The organism is Flavobacterium sp. LC2016-23 (genome assembly GCF_009674775.1).
In the GTDB taxonomy this organism is placed as follows: Bacteria; Bacteroidota; Bacteroidia; order Flavobacteriales; family Flavobacteriaceae; genus Flavobacterium.
Window position 1 is genome coordinate 1 of the sequence record NZ_WKKE01000039.1, and the last position, 15537, is coordinate 15537.

At 34.7% G+C, this 15537-nt stretch carries 16 protein-coding genes and 1 pseudogene; 11 read left to right on the forward strand and 6 right to left on the reverse strand.

Translation table 11 applies throughout. The annotated features are described in order from the left end of the window. A pseudogene (locus GJU43_RS22280) lies at positions 1–203 on the reverse strand (transposase); the annotation flags it as partial. Positions 204–409: 206 nt separating this feature from the next. Then, positions 410–1843: a T9SS type A sorting domain-containing protein gene (locus GJU43_RS22285; RefSeq protein ID WP_229655118.1), complete on the reverse strand. Its 1434-nt coding sequence runs from the start codon at positions 1841–1843 to the stop codon at positions 410–412. A 357-nt stretch (positions 1844–2200) separates the two neighbouring features. On the opposite strand from GJU43_RS22285, the gene GJU43_RS22290 reads away from it, so the two are divergent. Beyond that, positions 2201–2611, forward strand: a complete 411-nt coding sequence (locus GJU43_RS22290; protein WP_154344111.1) for a helix-turn-helix transcriptional regulator — start codon at positions 2201–2203, stop codon at positions 2609–2611. 228 nt (positions 2612–2839) lie between these two features. On the opposite strand, the gene GJU43_RS22295 is transcribed toward GJU43_RS22290, so the two are convergent. Then, positions 2840–3364, reverse strand: a complete 525-nt coding sequence (locus tag GJU43_RS22295) for a hypothetical protein (RefSeq protein ID WP_154344112.1) — start codon at positions 3362–3364, stop codon at positions 2840–2842. A gap of 646 nt (positions 3365–4010) precedes the next feature. On the opposite strand from GJU43_RS22295, the gene GJU43_RS22300 reads away from it, so the two are divergent. From GJU43_RS22300 to GJU43_RS22330, 8 genes are all read left to right on the forward strand, one after another. Continuing rightward, the gene (locus GJU43_RS22300) at positions 4011–5489 is read left to right on the forward strand and encodes an ATP/GTP-binding protein (RefSeq protein WP_154344113.1); all 1479 of its coding nucleotides are present in this window, start codon (positions 4011–4013) and stop codon (positions 5487–5489) included. Between the two features lie 180 nt (positions 5490–5669). Further along, positions 5670–5909, forward strand: a complete 240-nt coding sequence (locus tag GJU43_RS22305; protein WP_154344114.1) for a hypothetical protein — start codon at positions 5670–5672, stop codon at positions 5907–5909. Positions 5910–6224: 315 nt separating this feature from the next. Then, positions 6225–6353: a hypothetical protein gene (locus tag GJU43_RS23185; protein ID WP_255473812.1), complete on the forward strand. Its 129-nt coding sequence runs from the start codon at positions 6225–6227 to the stop codon at positions 6351–6353. A gap of 32 nt (positions 6354–6385) precedes the next feature. Beyond that, positions 6386–6694: a hypothetical protein gene (locus GJU43_RS22310; protein WP_154344115.1), complete on the forward strand. Its 309-nt coding sequence runs from the start codon at positions 6386–6388 to the stop codon at positions 6692–6694. 149 nt (positions 6695–6843) lie between these two features. Then, a complete protein-coding gene (locus GJU43_RS22315; protein WP_154344116.1) occupies positions 6844–7725 on the forward strand; it encodes a leucine-rich repeat domain-containing protein in 882 nt (293 codons plus the stop codon). Between the two features lie 191 nt (positions 7726–7916). After that, entirely contained in the window at positions 7917–8444 is a 528-nt protein-coding gene (locus GJU43_RS22320) for a hypothetical protein (RefSeq protein ID WP_154344117.1), read from the forward strand. A gap of 33 nt (positions 8445–8477) precedes the next feature. Continuing rightward, positions 8478–9473: an SDR family NAD(P)-dependent oxidoreductase gene (locus GJU43_RS22325; protein ID WP_154344118.1), complete on the forward strand. Its 996-nt coding sequence runs from the start codon at positions 8478–8480 to the stop codon at positions 9471–9473. Positions 9474–9503: 30 nt separating this feature from the next. Beyond that, positions 9504–10322 (forward strand): AraC family transcriptional regulator, encoded by an 819-nt coding sequence (locus tag GJU43_RS22330; RefSeq protein WP_154344119.1) that lies wholly within the window; start codon positions 9504–9506, stop codon positions 10320–10322. 421 nt (positions 10323–10743) lie between these two features. Here GJU43_RS22330 and GJU43_RS22335 read toward each other — a convergent pair whose 3' ends face one another. Then, complete coding sequence (locus tag GJU43_RS22335; protein WP_195760087.1) at positions 10744–11625, reverse strand: LysR family transcriptional regulator; 882 nt, start codon at positions 11623–11625, stop codon at positions 10744–10746. A gap of 128 nt (positions 11626–11753) precedes the next feature. On the opposite strand from GJU43_RS22335, the gene GJU43_RS22340 reads away from it, so the two are divergent. Further along, positions 11754–12311, forward strand: a complete 558-nt coding sequence (locus GJU43_RS22340; RefSeq protein WP_154344121.1) for a hypothetical protein — start codon at positions 11754–11756, stop codon at positions 12309–12311. A gap of 11 nt (positions 12312–12322) precedes the next feature. Further along, entirely contained in the window at positions 12323–13297 is a 975-nt protein-coding gene (locus GJU43_RS22345; RefSeq protein ID WP_154344122.1) for an NAD(P)H-quinone oxidoreductase, read from the forward strand. Positions 13298–13751: 454 nt separating this feature from the next. On the opposite strand, the gene GJU43_RS22350 is transcribed toward GJU43_RS22345, so the two are convergent. Together GJU43_RS22350 and GJU43_RS22355 are read right to left on the reverse strand one after the other, a co-directional pair. Then, on the reverse strand, positions 13752–14264 hold the full coding sequence (locus GJU43_RS22350) for a RidA family protein (protein WP_154344123.1): 513 nt from the start codon (positions 14262–14264) through the stop codon (positions 13752–13754). Positions 14265–14337: 73 nt separating this feature from the next. Next, complete coding sequence (locus tag GJU43_RS22355) at positions 14338–15246, reverse strand: alpha/beta fold hydrolase (RefSeq protein ID WP_154344124.1); 909 nt, start codon at positions 15244–15246, stop codon at positions 14338–14340. Positions 15247–15537: the final 291 nt, after the last annotated feature.

Below are 15537 nucleotides of genomic sequence, written 5' to 3' on the forward strand. Positions count from 1 at the left end.
ACACGAGTTCCGTCTGCTACTAAATTCCAATCTCTGAAAACTACTTTTCCTGTATCTTCATTAAGCCATCTTCTACGGGTAATATGAAGATAAACCTGATGTCCACGGATAGGAAAATCCTGAACCGTTATCTCTTCAAAGAATCCTTTTGAACTTAGTTTTGATTCTCGGTATTCTTTAGGTATAGAATTAATCTCTTTCAAATAAAGATGTAGTGTTTCCTCTTCCTTTTTATAAGAAGTAAGTTCAAAGTAGTCTACTATTATCTCAGGTAATAACAACTTAAGGATGTCGATAAAAGAATCTTGCACTGGGGTATAATTTGGAAATACAAATATCTAGATTTTAATATTTCCCCACAACAATATGCTTTGATCCGTGATCTTTTAATACTAGCTTTTAATTACGGTTATTTTACAATAATCTGTTTAGTAGCTTTTCCTTTATTGGTAATTACCTCAAAAAAATATATTCCTTTTGCTAAAGAATTGACAGTAATAACAGTTTTCTTTTCTGTTTTCACCAATTGTCCAAAAGTGTTGTAAATATTTACTTTTTCTAATTTTAAATCTTCCTGCAAGCTAATAGTAACAACTTCTGAAGCCGGATTAGGAAAAACCGAAAATTTAGCCAATACAAAACTATCTGAACTCAAAACAGCTGCCAGAGCAGCTGATAAATCATATACCCGAACGGATCCTGAATATACACCATTTCCATCACTATATGGAGCTCCGATAGCTAAAACAGATCCATTACCGGAAAGAGAAACATTAAAACCACTTTGATCATAAGCCGCTTCACCATTTATATCTATTCCTACTTTAGTCCAGATACCTGACACATTTTTATATATACGAACTGATCCTGAATGATTATTTCCATCAGCTCCAATAACCAGAATACTTCCATCACCAGAAATAGAAATACTTCTACCACTAAAATCATCAGTGGTTACTCCATTAATATCAGTACCTATCTGTGTCCATGTATCAGATATATTTTTAAATACACGTACTGAACCTGAACCTGAACCATTTGCACCATTAAATATTGATCCAATAGCTAAAATAGTACCATCGCTGGAAAGTGAAACACTCCAGCCACTGTTATCACCATTCGCTTCTCCTTCTATATCTACTCCTATTTGTGTCCAAGTCCCTGAAATATTTTTAAACACCCGCACTACACCTTTTCCTGAACCACTTACAACTCCATGCTCTGATGGAAGGCCAATAGCAACAATACCTCCATCACCAGAAAGGGAAACATTATTCCCCAGAGCAGGATAAGTTGCAACTCCGTATATGTCTGCTCCTATTTGCGTCCAGGTACCCGAAATATTTTTATATACATATACTGTTCCTGAAGCATACCCCCTTTTGGTATTACCTTCAGCTCCAATAGCTAAAATACTGCCATCACTAGAAAGAGAAACACTTTTACCACTATAATTAGCAGCGGCTTCTCCATCAATATCAGCGCCTATTTTTGTCCAGGTACCAGATCTACTTTCATACACACGTACTGAGCCCGAATATCTGCCATTTCCACCATTATATAGCGCTCCAATAGCTAAAACAGATCCATTGCCGGAAAGAGAAACACTGCAGCCACTTTGATCATTGGCAGCTTCTCCATCTATATCTAATCCAATTTGTGTCCAGGTTCCAGATACATTCTTATACACCCGAACTGAACCCGAATTGGTACCATTTCCATCATTAAAAGGAGCTCCAATAGCCAGAGTAGTCCCATCACTGGAAAGGGAAACACTGGAACTATTATCATTAGCAGCTTCTCCAGGAATAGCTACTCCAATTTGTGATTGTCCGATACTCAATAAAGGAAGTAAAATAAAAAGTAAAACTTTTTTCATAATTAAATCTGATTTTTTAACAAAAATATACTTTCCAATTAAGTAAAAAAAATATTAAATCAATTTATTGCAGTTATGTCGCATACGTGTATTTCCCTGCAGGATAACGGTTTACTATTTCTCACAAAGTCAGGAAAAGAAAAATGAAAAACAGTTTCGCAGCATACAGATTCTTTCACTTTTTATTTTTTGCTATTCTAAAAACGGATATAATATCTGACAAAAAAAGGTGTTTTACTGGATATTTTTTTATCTTTGAAATTCAGGATTTTTAATCAAAATCGCTTTATCTTTGAGCTTTTAGAAAAATTGATACGCATTATGGAACAGAAAATACATCAGGGAAAAAACGTAAAACGTTTCAGAGAAATGCTTAATATAAAGCAGGAAGCATTAGCTTATGATCTGGGCACAGACTGGAACCAAAAGAAAATTTCGATGCTGGAGCAGAAAGATGTAATTGAAGACAGCCTGCTGAAACAAATTTCAGCTGTATTAAAAATTCCTGTGGAGGCTTTTCAGAATTTTGATGAAGAACAAGCTATAAATATTATTTCTAATACTTTTACAAGTAATGATACATCAACACTAAATGCAGTTAATCCAAACTGTACATTTAATCCAATTGACAAAATTGTTCAATTATACGATGAAAAAATTGCGCTGTACGAGCGTATGCTGAAAGAGAAAGAGGAGATGATGGTGAGGCTTGAAAAATTAATCAGTAAATAATTATTTATAAAGATACACTAATTCTATAAAGAGACTTTCGGGTCTCTTTATAGTTGATAAATAATAATTAATTTAGTGAATTATATAGAGGCTTTTCAGGTAAAAGCCTTCGACTTCGCTCAGGATGACATTGATTTATAAAAGTATAAAGATATTTTATTCAAATATATAATTGTCACCTTTTTTAATTGAAAAGCTATAAACTGTCAACTATAAACTTTATACTGCTTACTCACTCAACAACCGTTGTCTCAATACCGTTTCTTTCTGCTGCAGTACGAGTAGTTTTATAGTGTATTGCTCTTGTACCAGTAGACTGTTTTTCTTCAGGACGTTTTGGGCGGCACTTTTTATACCGGGCAATAGTTCTTGCTGCTCCTTTCCGATTTGCTGTCCTTTGGCAATCAGGGCATCAGTAAGCTTTACTGCATTTTGAGCCGACTGGTATCTTTTTTTACACCTCTCGAGCTCATCTGCTGCTACGCGTTGGTTGCGTTGGTTCATAATGATCTCCTCTTCTATGTATTTTTTTATTTGTTCCTGCTCTTCCTTTAGGACAGCAGCATCTGGTTCTTCGGTATCAGATTCTTTTAAAAGAGTAAGCATTTCGGTCAATTTGAGTAGCGCTGCTGTAGGCAAACTACGCCTTCCGGTCAGGAACAGCGCCCAATGAACGCGATTCACCTCTAATAACAAAGCCATCTCTTCCTGTGGTATTCCTAATAGCGCTCCAAGATTTTCTTCTTTTTTCATTGCTCCTGCTTTTTGGTTGTTCTGTTTGATCTAATGGAACAAATTTAGCTTTTTGTTTATTTGTTTCAAAAACCAGAACAAATTTTTATTATTTTTTTTTTGTTCCAATTTTACAAACAAAATATTTTTTTAATTATTCTGTTTCAGTTAAAAAAGTCACCTACGCAGCCGATGCTATGTTTTGTTTTATGAGCATAAAAAGGCGAGTGTCCGGCAAAAGCAAGGCTTTGTCAAAAAATACAACCCGAATGGGTGGAGATTTTTTGGCAAGACCTGAAAGGCCCGGCCTTGCTTTTGCTCAAGGACACGGACTACCTCTGCTTCTGAAATAAAAAACAAAGCATACAGGATCTTTGATAAAAAGCAAAAGGGAAGCAATTGGGGTACGGTGGATAAAGGATAAAAAGCAGTAAGCCCTGGGGTGAATTACAAAAGCTGAACACTGCACCTGCGAAGTATTGTGAAGGACACGAGTCAAAAAATACTTAGTGACAACTATTGTTTGACAGCTAAAAAGATTTAGTATTTATTCTTATATTCGCTTAAAAATCTTACTAATGGTATAAAGCCAACTATAAAAGCCGTATTGGCACCATTTTATGGCAGGTATAGATTAGTTGGCAGTAATTGAACGAAAACTAAATAAATGGCAATAACTCAACAAAGATTAAATTCGATAAATTACACAGAATTAAAAAGCCTTAGGAACTTTGTATTAAGTTTAGAAACAAACAATGTAACAGGCATTTTTGGTGTAAATGGTAGCGGTAAATCATCATTGATTTATTCTATTGTTAGTATATATAAACCATCACAAAATGATCCAAATAGATTTAACTTCAAGTTCAGTCAATTTTTTACACATACTTCACATACAAAATATCTTGGAAGCAGTTTTGAAATAACTCACTCTTATAGACAAGATTTAACGGTTTTCAATAATGTAAAAAGAACATATTCTAAATCTGATAGATGGAGACCGCGTTATGAAAATCGTCCTGAAAGAGACGTTTATTTTGTGGGGATAAATAGTTGCGTACCTGATATTGAACTTGAAAAATCACAAAATATAATTCGCTTTACAGCTACAACAAATTTAGTTGACGCTCTATCTAATGAAATTCGACAAAATGCAAGTGTAGTTATGAATAAGCAATATGACGAATACAATAATATTGAAGCGGGAAACAAAAAATTTATTGGAGTCAGAAACAATGGTATCCAATATTCTTCTTTGGCAATGGGCGCTGGGGAGCAAAGAGTTTTTAAAATTCTTAATACCGTTTTCAAAGCAACACGCTATTCTCTTATTATAATTGATGAAATTGATTTGACATTACATACTGATGCACTTAACAGACTAATAACAATTTTAGTTAATAGAGCGAATGATAGAAATTTGCAAATCATATTTACAAGCCATAGGGAAGAATTAACAAACCGCACCGATATAAATATACGCCACATTCATCAAATTGGGAACAATACTTTTTGTTTTACAGAAACAAATCCTGATTGTATCTCAAGACTAACTGGTCAACAAATTCGAACTTTAGAAATTTTTGTTGAAGATGATTTGTCAGAGTCAATTGTGCAAAAAGTAGTGGAAGAACTCAATATTCGTAGACATTGCTCGATAAAACGATTTGGTTCAATCGATAACGGTTTCGCCCTTGCAACTGGATTATTTTTAAAGGGTGAAGATTTAACAAATATACTAGTTCTCTTAGACGGTGATCGTTATAAAGTTTCTGCTGAAAAAATGACGCAAATGGAGAAGTATTTTGCAGGAACTGAACCGGCAGCTGTTGCGAATAGGAATTCTGCTTTAAGTTGTATTAGACAATACTCAATACCTACTGCAGAAACGCCGGAACAATTTATTAATCGAAATCTTAGAGAAATTAATGACAATACTGAGATTGTTCTTGCAGCAGCACAAATTAATGCAGTAGCAAATAAGCACGAGTATGTTAATCAAATTATAGCTCTACTTGGATATAATGACAAGACAACTGGATTAAACAGAGTTGTTGATAAACTTTCTACTTCACCAAATTGGACAGATTATACTCAAGAGATAAGAAATTGGTTAAATAATAGGATTGTGCAATTAAATTTGTAAAAATCTCAACTACTGCCAACACACGTTTGGCGCAATTGCGAATTTTGTGGTAAATACACGTTCACATTTCGCAAGAAAAATTATCTTAATGGAAAATAATAAGTTCCAAAGTTCGCAACTGACGCCAAGCGCGGGAACGTTACCAGTACTGGCTATCAAATTTTACTTAAAATATTTACTATGAAAGGAATAATCAGATATATAAAAAATGATATTTGCGCGATTGAATTACAAAACACATTCTTTGTAATTTTTGAAGATTTTCTTGGAATATCTGATGTTGACGACATTGTTTCGGGAAATCTTGAAAGTTTGGGTGAAACCAATATTCGAAACGAATCCAAAAACATGGATTTAGTTGGATTTTTAGATGACATCTATCTAAATGAAGATGAAGCAAAAGAAAAATTAAAAAGCTAATACAAAGGAAAACAATTAAGAATTTTATTGCGGTTTCAGAACGTTATGGTGTATAGCTTCCCCTTGCTGTGCGAAGTCTCCCGACTTGGTACCCGTTGCTACATTCCGTTCCAATCTTTTTTCATTCTTTTGTGGATCACTGGAGTGGTTACGAAGTCGGGAGACTTCGCACAGCGATCAGCATATTTTATAAATAAACAACACTTCGCAGAGCTGGGTATTACATAAGCTATGCGCTGAAAATAGTTATTTAGAGCTATTGCCGAACAGCTGAAAAATTTGATATTTATTGTTATATTCGTTAAAAAAGCTTGAATGGCACAAAGCCAGCTAAGAAAAGTCGTATTGGTACTATTTTATGGCTGGTATAAATTAGTGGGCGGTAATTGTAAAACAGAACACAAAATGATTTCTAAAATGAACATTCTCATATTTGGACAGTAATAAGTTCTTTATTATCGGCTTCCGAAAACAATTTGCCTATTGGAAAATGGAATTTAGAAAAATCTGTTTGCGATGAAAGCCAATATCTTGGGAATGAAATTGAATTAGAGTTTAATGAAGATGGAAAAGGTTTGATTTGCTATGATAAAAAAGGCAAAGTTTATTTTGAATGGAAAATGGATTTGGATACTTTAAAATTTAAATTTACTCCTGAAAATAGAAGCAAAGGTTTCGTTTTGGGTGCAGAAAAATTTATATGCTTACATGGACCGTTTAAAAATCAAATGAGTTTAAAATATGTTGACTCGAAATGTAGATGGATTTTGAACGCAGAAAAATAGCATCTACCGCCAACAGCAGTTACACGAGATTTGGGTAATTAGCTTATTTTAAAGTTGGTTTTGTACTTGAAAAATTAGTCTTTAACCGAAAAATAAATCTTAATTTAGTCCCAAACCCTGTGTAGCTGCGAAACGTTGGCAATAATTTTATGAAAAATCAAATAACGACAATATTTTTATTTCTAATTATCCTCACCTCTTGTAACAAAAAACAAGAAGAAAAAATTATGTCGTTAAGTGAATTACAAAATGAAAAAACATATAAAAATTTAGATAGTTTACCAAAAAATCTAGAATTGGTTTATCGTGTTGATTTATCAGAAAACGATCTAAATACAATCCCGAAAATAATCTTCAAACTTTCTAATCTACAAGAATTAAATCTTTCTGTAAATAATTTAACCGAACTTAATCATTTAGAAGAGCTGAAAAATCTCCAAATTTTAAATATTGGAATGAATAATTTTAAAACATTCCCAATTGAAATCACTAAACTTAAAAAACTTAAAACTCTAGATATTTGGTGGAACGACATTAGAACTTTTCCGGAGGCATTTTATGAAAATAATGTAAACATCGAAGAACTCGACTTAACAAGTATGTTTGAATTTGACTTTGCAAACAACTTATCAAAGATTCATCGATTTAAAAATCTTAGACAATTAAATCTAGGTAATAATCAAATTAAGATTTTAAATATAGAATTTAATAAACTATCTAATTTAGAAACTTTTGGATATATTAGACAGGATAAAATTGATACTAAAAGTATTGTTTTAGAGCTTTCTAAATGTAAAAAACTTAAAACTATCCATTTAAGCGTTAATCATATCAAAGAACTTCCAGATGAAATTTCTTTACTTAATAATTTGGAAGAATTAAACTTATACGAAAATGAATTGACTAATCTTCCTATTAATTTACTTAAAATGAAGCAACTAAAATCAATTATATTAGATGGTAACAAAATTGATAAAAAAATAATTTTAGACTTTGAAACCAAAATGCCGAAGACAGATTTTATATACTAACGAAAAAACTACTGCCAACAGCTACTACAACGAATTTGGGCAATTGACTTAATGGAAAGTTGGATTTGTATTTGAGATGATTTGGCAAATCCGAAGAATGGACTTAATTTAGTCCCAAACCCGCTGTAGTACCAGAACCTTACCAGCAATTGTAATGCAGAATCAATAATCTAACGCAATTTTTAATTAATATGCAATTAAACATCGATAAAACTAAACTAGCGGTTTGTATATCTATATTAGCTTTGTTAATTTCAAATTGCAGCAGAAAAACTGATTCAGAAAACCAAATTACTATAAAAATAAACTCAATTGATAGTAAGTCCAAACAACGCAGAGTTAATTTGTTCGACACTGTAGAAGTTAGAAAGGAAAAATTTGGTTACTTAACAAAAACTTTTCCCCCCTTGCTGTGCGAAGTCTCCCGACTTCGTACCCGTGGCTACATTCCGTTCCAATCTTTTTTCACTCTTTTGTGGATCACTGGAGTGGTTACGAAGTCAGGAGACTTCGCACAACGATCAGCATATTTTATAAATAAACAACACTTCGCAGAGCTGGCGTGGAGATTTTTTATCAAACTTGAAATCCCCGGCTCTGCATTTGTACATATCAGTACAGCAATATTAAAGAAGCTGACCAGCAAATTTTTGACCTGGACGTTTAAACAAACCATAATAAGACGTTTGAACAAAGCTGCTCTTTCCCGTATCATCTAATTTTGTCCTGTTAAAATAATTTAAATTAAAAAAATGGAACAGAATAATTATCAAGGAAAATTACAGAAAGCTACAGGTTCGGGATTTGATGCTAAATCTACCTCAAAGGAAATTATAAAAGGAATTGACCTTACAGGGAAAACTGCCATTGTAACTGGCGGCAATACAGGCATTGGCCTGGAAACGGTCAAAACACTTGCAGCAGCAGGCGCAACGGTCATTGTGCCGGCCAGAGACGTAGAAAAAGCCAAAAGAAATCTCGAGGGAACTGTAAATGTAATAATAGAAAAAATGGATTTAATGAATCCCGGTTCTATTGATGCTTTTGCTGAAAAGTTTCTACATTCAGGAAGACCGCTTCATCTGCTCATTAACAATGCAGGAATTATGTGGGTGCCGCTACGCAGGGACAACCGAGGCTATGAATCACAGCTGGCCACCAATTATCTCGCGCTGTTTCAGCTTACGGCAAGATTATGGCCTGCCCTTAAAAGGGCAGATGGCGCCAGGGTGGTAAATGTTTCTTCAGGAGGACATCAATTTTCAGATTTTGATTTTCAGGATCCTAATTTCCTAAATAGGGAGTATGAAACGTTACAGGGATACGGACAGTCTAAAACTGCGGTTAATCTTTTTTCACTGGAATTGGACACACGAGCGAAAGCCTGTAATGTACGAAGCTATTCCTTATGCCCGGGCGCTGTGGGAGAAACTGAATTAGCGCGAGAAGCACCAATTGACTTATTCCAAAAACTGGGTTACAGTGATGCTGAGGGAAATATACTGCCGGAAGTTGCAGCTTCATTAAAAACTATTCCGCAAGGTGCAGCCACAACCCTTTGGGCAGCCACCAGTAATTTGCTTAATGATATTGGCGGAGTTTATTGTGAAAATGCAGATATTGCATCTTTAAATTCAAATGAAAAAATTATTGGAGGTGTTAAACCCTATTCATTAGATGAAAAAAATGCAAAACGTTTATGGAAATTAAGCGAGGAGATGACCGGAATAGAATTCGATCTTAGTTAATATTTATATATTTATACCACACAGGCAGTTATGGATTATCAGGTAAATTACATAAACCCAGACATTAAACTTTCTAATTATTCCGGTAAGCTGTTTAAAACAGAAGCCGCGTTTAATGACCATCTGCTTGTGTGGTTAATTTCGGGTGAAACCAAAATTATCCAGGCAGATGAAAGTTTTGTATTTGGCCCGGGCAGCACTTTTTTAATTCCCAGAAATCAACTGGCGACAATCATTAATATTCCAAAAGATGGATTGCCCCACAAAGCAGTTGCGATGCATTTAACGGCTAAAAGGCTTCGTGAATTTTATGATCACCAAAATGTAAAACTAAAAACTACCCTGCCAAAAATTTTCAGTTTTCATAAACATCCTTTGCTGGAAAGCTGCTTAGCTTCGTTGATTCCTTACTTTGAAATGCAGGAAAACTTTCCTGAGAATATCGCTTCATTAAAAATTACTGAAGCAATTTCAATTCTTAGAAACATTGATGTAGCTATTGACGCTGTATTGGCCAACTTTGAAGAACCTGATAAAATTGATTTAACTGCTTTTATGGAGAAGAACTTTATGTTCAATATGCCTTTGGAAAAGTTTGGCTATTTAACAGGCCGGAGTCTTACCACTTTTAAACGGGATTTTTATAAGGCTTTCAATAGTACACCACAACGCTGGCTAACCAAAAAAAGATTGGAATTAGCCCATTATCAGCTTAATGAAAAAAATAAAAAAGCTGTCGAGATTTATTATGAAACAGGTTTTGAAAATTTATCGCATTTTTCCTTTGCGTTCAAAAAACAGTTTGGCTACTCCCCAACTGAATTGCAAAAAATAAATAACAACTATTAAAGTATTACTTATTAATGTCCTCTTTAAAAACTAGTATATTGCCTTCAAATCTGCCATAATAAGCTATGGAAGTTTTTTTTTTTACTTCAAATAAATTATACCGTAACTTTCCATCAATCCTCAGCAGGACATTCAAACCAAATTCATAAAGCCAATAAAAAACAACACCTACTTGTAGTAAGCCAATCTCTTCAAATCCTCTATAAAGTGGTGCGAAATTCATCCTTGACGGGTCACTACAGCCAAATGGCGCCAATTGAATACAATTGACGCTGTTTTTTGTTTTTGCTTCTCTTTTTTAATGACATAAAATCAGGAAATAGCTATAAATAAATACACCTTCCAATAGTTAAAACTGAAGGTATAAGCAGATTAGGTTCGAAACTTTATAAAACACGGTTTTGTACTTTTTTATGCGAAACTATTCTTGAATCAATTTTTTCTTAATTAAATTATGAAAAAGTACCAGTGAAGCTTTGCGATAAATCCCTGAAGGAAATGTAATAGTTGCCTCACGAGTAATATTCTTGCTGTCTATAGGGACTGCTATAAGTTCGGAAAAATGAAATAACGAAGTATCCATTAAGATAGTAAACCATTTTCTTGTATTAACCAGTTCAAGCAAGCTATGAATATCGTTAATTTCAATTTTTGCATTTAATTTTACATTATTTTTTAGAAGCGTTTCGTCCAGAAAATTCCTTACACTGTAACTTTGGGAAGGCAGCACTAAAGGTAGTTCTGTGATTTTTTGAAATGTAATTTTTTTTAGCTTACTCCAAGAATGTGATTTATGAAGAATCAATGAAAGATTTGCAGAGAAAAGAGGCATTACATCAAGCTGACTATCTTCGGTAGACGGCATAAACGAAAGCATACAATCAATTTCGTATGAACGCATTTTTTGCATTAGATCTGCCGTCGAACCCAGTACAATCTGAATCTGAATGTCCGGAAATTCCTCATTAAATTCCGTCACCGATTGCAGTAGTAAATTTACAAGGCCATAAGTGGATCCAATAATTATTTTTCCAGTTTTCAGGTTATTTAAATCCATTAAAACCTGTTTGCCTTCTTCAGCCTGACGAATCGTTTTTCGCGCGTATTCAAGCATTATTTCTCCTGATTCCGTTAGTTTAACACGCCTTCCTATTCTATCGAAAAGAAATACATTTAGAGACGTTTCTAACTCTTTTATCTGATGCGATAATGTACTTTGAGTAATAAACAACTCATCTGCCGCGTGAGTGAAATTTAAAAGTTCTGCCGCGCGGACAAAGTATTTTAATTGACGAAGTTCCATCTTATCTAATTTTTGCAAAAATACAATTCTAAATCGAAAATTTCGATCGTTACGATCTAAACATATCATTTTCACGATTAGTTTAGATTATCGAACTTTGACATAAGTTAATTTAAAAAATAGAAAAAATGGAAATCTTACAAACACCCGAAAATGCATTATCAGCATCAATTGTTTCAGCAATAATGAATGCTCCTATTGAAAAGATCAATATAGCCGACTGGCTGCTTAATCTGCCCGATGCCGAATATCAACGTTGTTCGGTAAACCATATTGCTGCCGGAATTACTTCAAATTTTGAAGGAATACCAATGTCTATCAATGTAGAATATGTAGGAACTGCACTTGTTGTACAGCACTATCTTTTTGATGAATATCGCGCTGATTATTGCCGCATGTTATCTGTTTCTGACACTATTACAGCAAGTGGAAGATCTAAAGTACAGGTGCTATGGGAGTTGAAAGCAGAAAGAATAGATGATAAAACATCCAAATTCACTAATACAATTCATGCAACTGCCACACCTGAATTTTTAAATTTCATCAAAGAAAACGGAATTTCCTTAGCGCAAGCTGCAAAAGCAAGACAAGATGCTTCTGACGCCCACAACCACGAAGAAGCCCCTCTGTTTGCAAAAAGTATTGAGAACAAAGCCTTATTTGGAAAATATAATCTACCTTTTTAAAAAATTAGATTATGAAAGCCATTACAATCACAAAATATGGAGGCCCTGAAGTTTTGCAGCTGGCAGAAGTTCCTGATTTAATTCCTTCTGAAAATGAAGTATTAATTCAGGTAAAAGCATCTGGTATTAACAGAAGTGACATTCTCCAACGTCAGGGAAAATATGCCGCTCCAGATAGTACCTCTAATGAGATTCCGGGTCTTGAAGTATCTGGTATTATTACCGCATGTGGTCCAGAAGTTACGCAATGGAAAAAAGGAGATCAGGTTTGTGCCCTTCTTGCCGGTGCTGGCTATGCCGAATATGTTGTTGTTAAAGAAGGTCAGTGTCTGCCTGTTCCTCTTGGTTTAAATTTTATAGAAGCGGCTAGTCTGCCTGAAACAGTGTTTACCGTTTGGTCTAATATTTTTGAGCGGGGGAAACTCAAGCCTGGTGAATCTCTATTAGTGCACGGAGGCAGCAGCGGGATAGGAATTACGGCCATTCAAATTGCTCATGCTTTGGGTTCAAAAGTTTTTACAACAGTTGGTTCAGAAGAAAAAGCCACGTATTGTACCGAATTAGGATCTGATCTTTCTATAAATTATAAAACAGAGGATTTCGAAGAAATTTTAAAACCCAAAGGTATAGATGTCATTCTTGACATGATTGCCGGACCTTATTTTCAAAAAAATCTTAATGTCTTAAATGAAGAAGGAAGACTTATTCATATTAATGCGGAGAATGGTAAAAACGTAGAACTTGATATCTGGCAGTTAATGGTTAAAAGAATCACAATATCTGGAAGCACTTTACGCGTAAGAGATTACAACTACAAAAACCGATTAACAAAAGAGGTTTTTAAAAACATCTGGCCATTAATTGAAAATGGAAAATTCAAGCCCGTTATTTACAAAACATTTTCGTATCAAAATGCTGTAAGCGCTCACAAATGTATGGAAGATGGCAGTCATATAGGTAAAATTATACTGGATTGGGAAGCATGAAACTTCTTCAGGGGTACAGCACACAGGCTCAAATGATATCAAAAAATATTAAAAATCAGATACGAATTTACATCAATCCCCACTATAAGAAGTGTTGGCACTTGCTGTGCGAAGTCTCCCGACTTCGTACCCGTTGCTACATTCCGTTCCAATTTTTTTTTCATTCTTTTTGTAGATCACTGGAGTGGGTACGAAGTAGGGAGACTTCGCACAGCGATCTGCATATTTTATAAATAGAGAACACTTAGCAGAGCTGGCATACAAACCAAAATACTTAAGACATATAAAGACAGCCTCTACTTCCAGTAAGCCTATCTCTTTAAATCTTTCATAAAATGTATAGAAATTTGTCCCGTAGAAATCACCACAGCCAAAAGGCGCCAATTGTTTTCAATTAACGCCTTTATTTTTATTAGCCTATTAAATAAGTAAGTTTTACTCGTTTTTAATGATGTTATCTCATTTCAACAGTCATCTCCGCTTCTACTGCCATATTCGCCGGAAGGGTAAAGACAACCACAGAAGTACGCGCATGCCTGCCCTGCTCACCGAATACCTCAATTAATAAATCCGAAAAACCATTCATTACTTTAGATTGTCCTGTAAAGGAGTCTGCGGTATTCACATAACCATTTACTTTGACTATCCGTTTTATTTTATCCAGACTTCCAAAAGCCTGCTTAAGTACCGCCAGCTGATTGATGGCCGTTAACCTGGCAGCCTGATATCCTTCGTCTGCAGGGAGATCACTTCCAACTTTTCCAATAATGTATTTTCCATCTGCCTTAAGTGGTCCTCTTCCGGAAAGAAAAACCAGATTTCCAACTTTTACCATATCCACATAACTCCCTAACGCTTCCGGTATTTGTGGTAACTGAATTCCCAATTGATTTAATTTTTGCTCCGGGGTCTGTGCCGACACCTTAAAGCTCAATAGTACCAATACCAGTGCTATTATATTTTTCATTGTTTCTTTTATTAATTTATTAAAAAAAAGAAAGCCGTCCTTACCAGACAGCTTTCCTGATTTTTGTTTTTATTTATTTTATGAATTTGATTAATTCGGCATTAAATTTTGGAAGCTCTTCGATAAACAAGGCATGACCGCTTTTCTCGAATGGAACCAAAGTTGAATTGGCAATTGATTTGTGCATTTGTTCTGCAAGTTCATAAGAACAGATTTTGTCCTGTGCACCATGAAGGATAAGAGTTGGTATTTTAATTTTTTTCAAATCTTCTCTTAAATCAGTATCACGAAGCGCTTTCAAAGATTCCCCCATAGCGTATGGAGAAGCCTGTGCCTGAATAGTTCCTAACCATGCTCCTTGCCCTGCAGACACGCTTGTTTCATTTGCCGGGAATATTTTTCCGAAATTCTCAAGCAACTGCGGTCTGTTGGTATTGTTAAGTGCAATAAGTCCGTTTACATCTTCTTTTGTCCAGAAACCGTAATTAAAGTCAGCTCTTTTAGTCCATAGTGGAGCTGCGGCGCCAAACAAAGCCAGTTTTGAAACGTGGGCTGCATTGTATTTGGCTACATAATGAATCACGGTTGCGCCTCCCATAGAGAATCCGCCGATTGTGGCTCCTTCGATTTTAAGTTTGTCGAGGATCACTTTGATATCATCTGCATAAACATCATAATTATAGGCTCCTGCCGGTTTGTCTGATAATCCAAAACCTCTTAAGGTGATTCCGATCACACGATATCCTTTTTGGATAAGTTCTGCGTACTGGTATTCGTACATGGCATCGCTTAGTGGCCATCCGTGAATTAAAACTACTGGTTTCCCTTCTCCAAGATCAGTTACGTGAAGTTTTACATTTTTCTCCACTTCAATGTATTCTTCCCTTCCATAAGAAGCCGGAGTTCTCTTTGTTTGTGCAAAAGATGACACGTTAACTAATAAAGCAGTAAATAGTCCGATTGATAAGATTAAATTTTTCATTTTGTAAATTTTTAAAAGTTTTTAATTATTGGTTTTAAATGTTATTGTTAATTTGATATTGCAAAGTTGCGTCAATTGCCAAAGGACATCAATGGACTGTTTTCGCTTTCAATTGCACTTTTTACCTTTTTTCCATAAAACATAAAAACTTTAGTAAAAAGAAAAACGCATCCTAAAAATGATATTGAAGGAGAACTACAGATCAGGATTTTAAACTTGCTGTGCGAAGTCTCCCGACTTCGTACCCGTTGCTACATTCCGTTCCAATTTTTTTTCATTCTTTTTGTGGAT

Excerpts from the sequence above, each read along its gene's own strand:
- GJU43_RS22345 (WP_154344122.1), top strand. The coding sequence starts at position 12,323 with ATGAAAGCCATTACAATCACAAAATATGGAGGCCCTGAAGTTTTGCAG.
- GJU43_RS22300 (WP_154344113.1), top strand. The coding sequence starts at position 4,011 with ATGGCAATAACTCAACAAAGATTAAATTCGATAAATTACACAGAATTA.
- GJU43_RS22295 (WP_154344112.1), bottom strand. The coding sequence starts at position 3,364 with ATGAAAAAAGAAGAAAATCTTGGAGCGCTATTAGGAATACCACAGGAA.
- GJU43_RS22350 (WP_154344123.1), bottom strand. The coding sequence starts at position 14,264 with ATGAAAAATATAATAGCACTGGTATTGGTACTATTGAGCTTTAAGGTG.
- GJU43_RS23185 (WP_255473812.1), top strand. The coding sequence starts at position 6,225 with ATGGCACAAAGCCAGCTAAGAAAAGTCGTATTGGTACTATTTTATGGC.
- GJU43_RS22330 (WP_154344119.1), top strand. The coding sequence starts at position 9,504 with ATGGATTATCAGGTAAATTACATAAACCCAGACATTAAACTTTCTAAT.
- GJU43_RS22305 (WP_154344114.1), top strand. The coding sequence starts at position 5,670 with ATGAAAGGAATAATCAGATATATAAAAAATGATATTTGCGCGATTGAA.
- GJU43_RS22340 (WP_154344121.1), top strand. The coding sequence starts at position 11,754 with ATGGAAATCTTACAAACACCCGAAAATGCATTATCAGCATCAATTGTT.
- GJU43_RS22325 (WP_154344118.1), top strand. The coding sequence starts at position 8,478 with ATGGAACAGAATAATTATCAAGGAAAATTACAGAAAGCTACAGGTTCG.
- GJU43_RS22335 (WP_195760087.1), bottom strand. The coding sequence starts at position 11,625 with ATGGAACTTCGTCAATTAAAATACTTTGTCCGCGCGGCAGAACTTTTA.
- GJU43_RS22355 (WP_154344124.1), bottom strand. The coding sequence starts at position 15,246 with ATGAAAAATTTAATCTTATCAATCGGACTATTTACTGCTTTATTAGTT.
- GJU43_RS22290 (WP_154344111.1), top strand. The coding sequence starts at position 2,201 with ATGGAACAGAAAATACATCAGGGAAAAAACGTAAAACGTTTCAGAGAA.
- GJU43_RS22315 (WP_154344116.1), top strand. The coding sequence starts at position 6,844 with ATGAAAAATCAAATAACGACAATATTTTTATTTCTAATTATCCTCACC.
- GJU43_RS22320 (WP_154344117.1), top strand. The coding sequence starts at position 7,917 with ATGCAATTAAACATCGATAAAACTAAACTAGCGGTTTGTATATCTATA.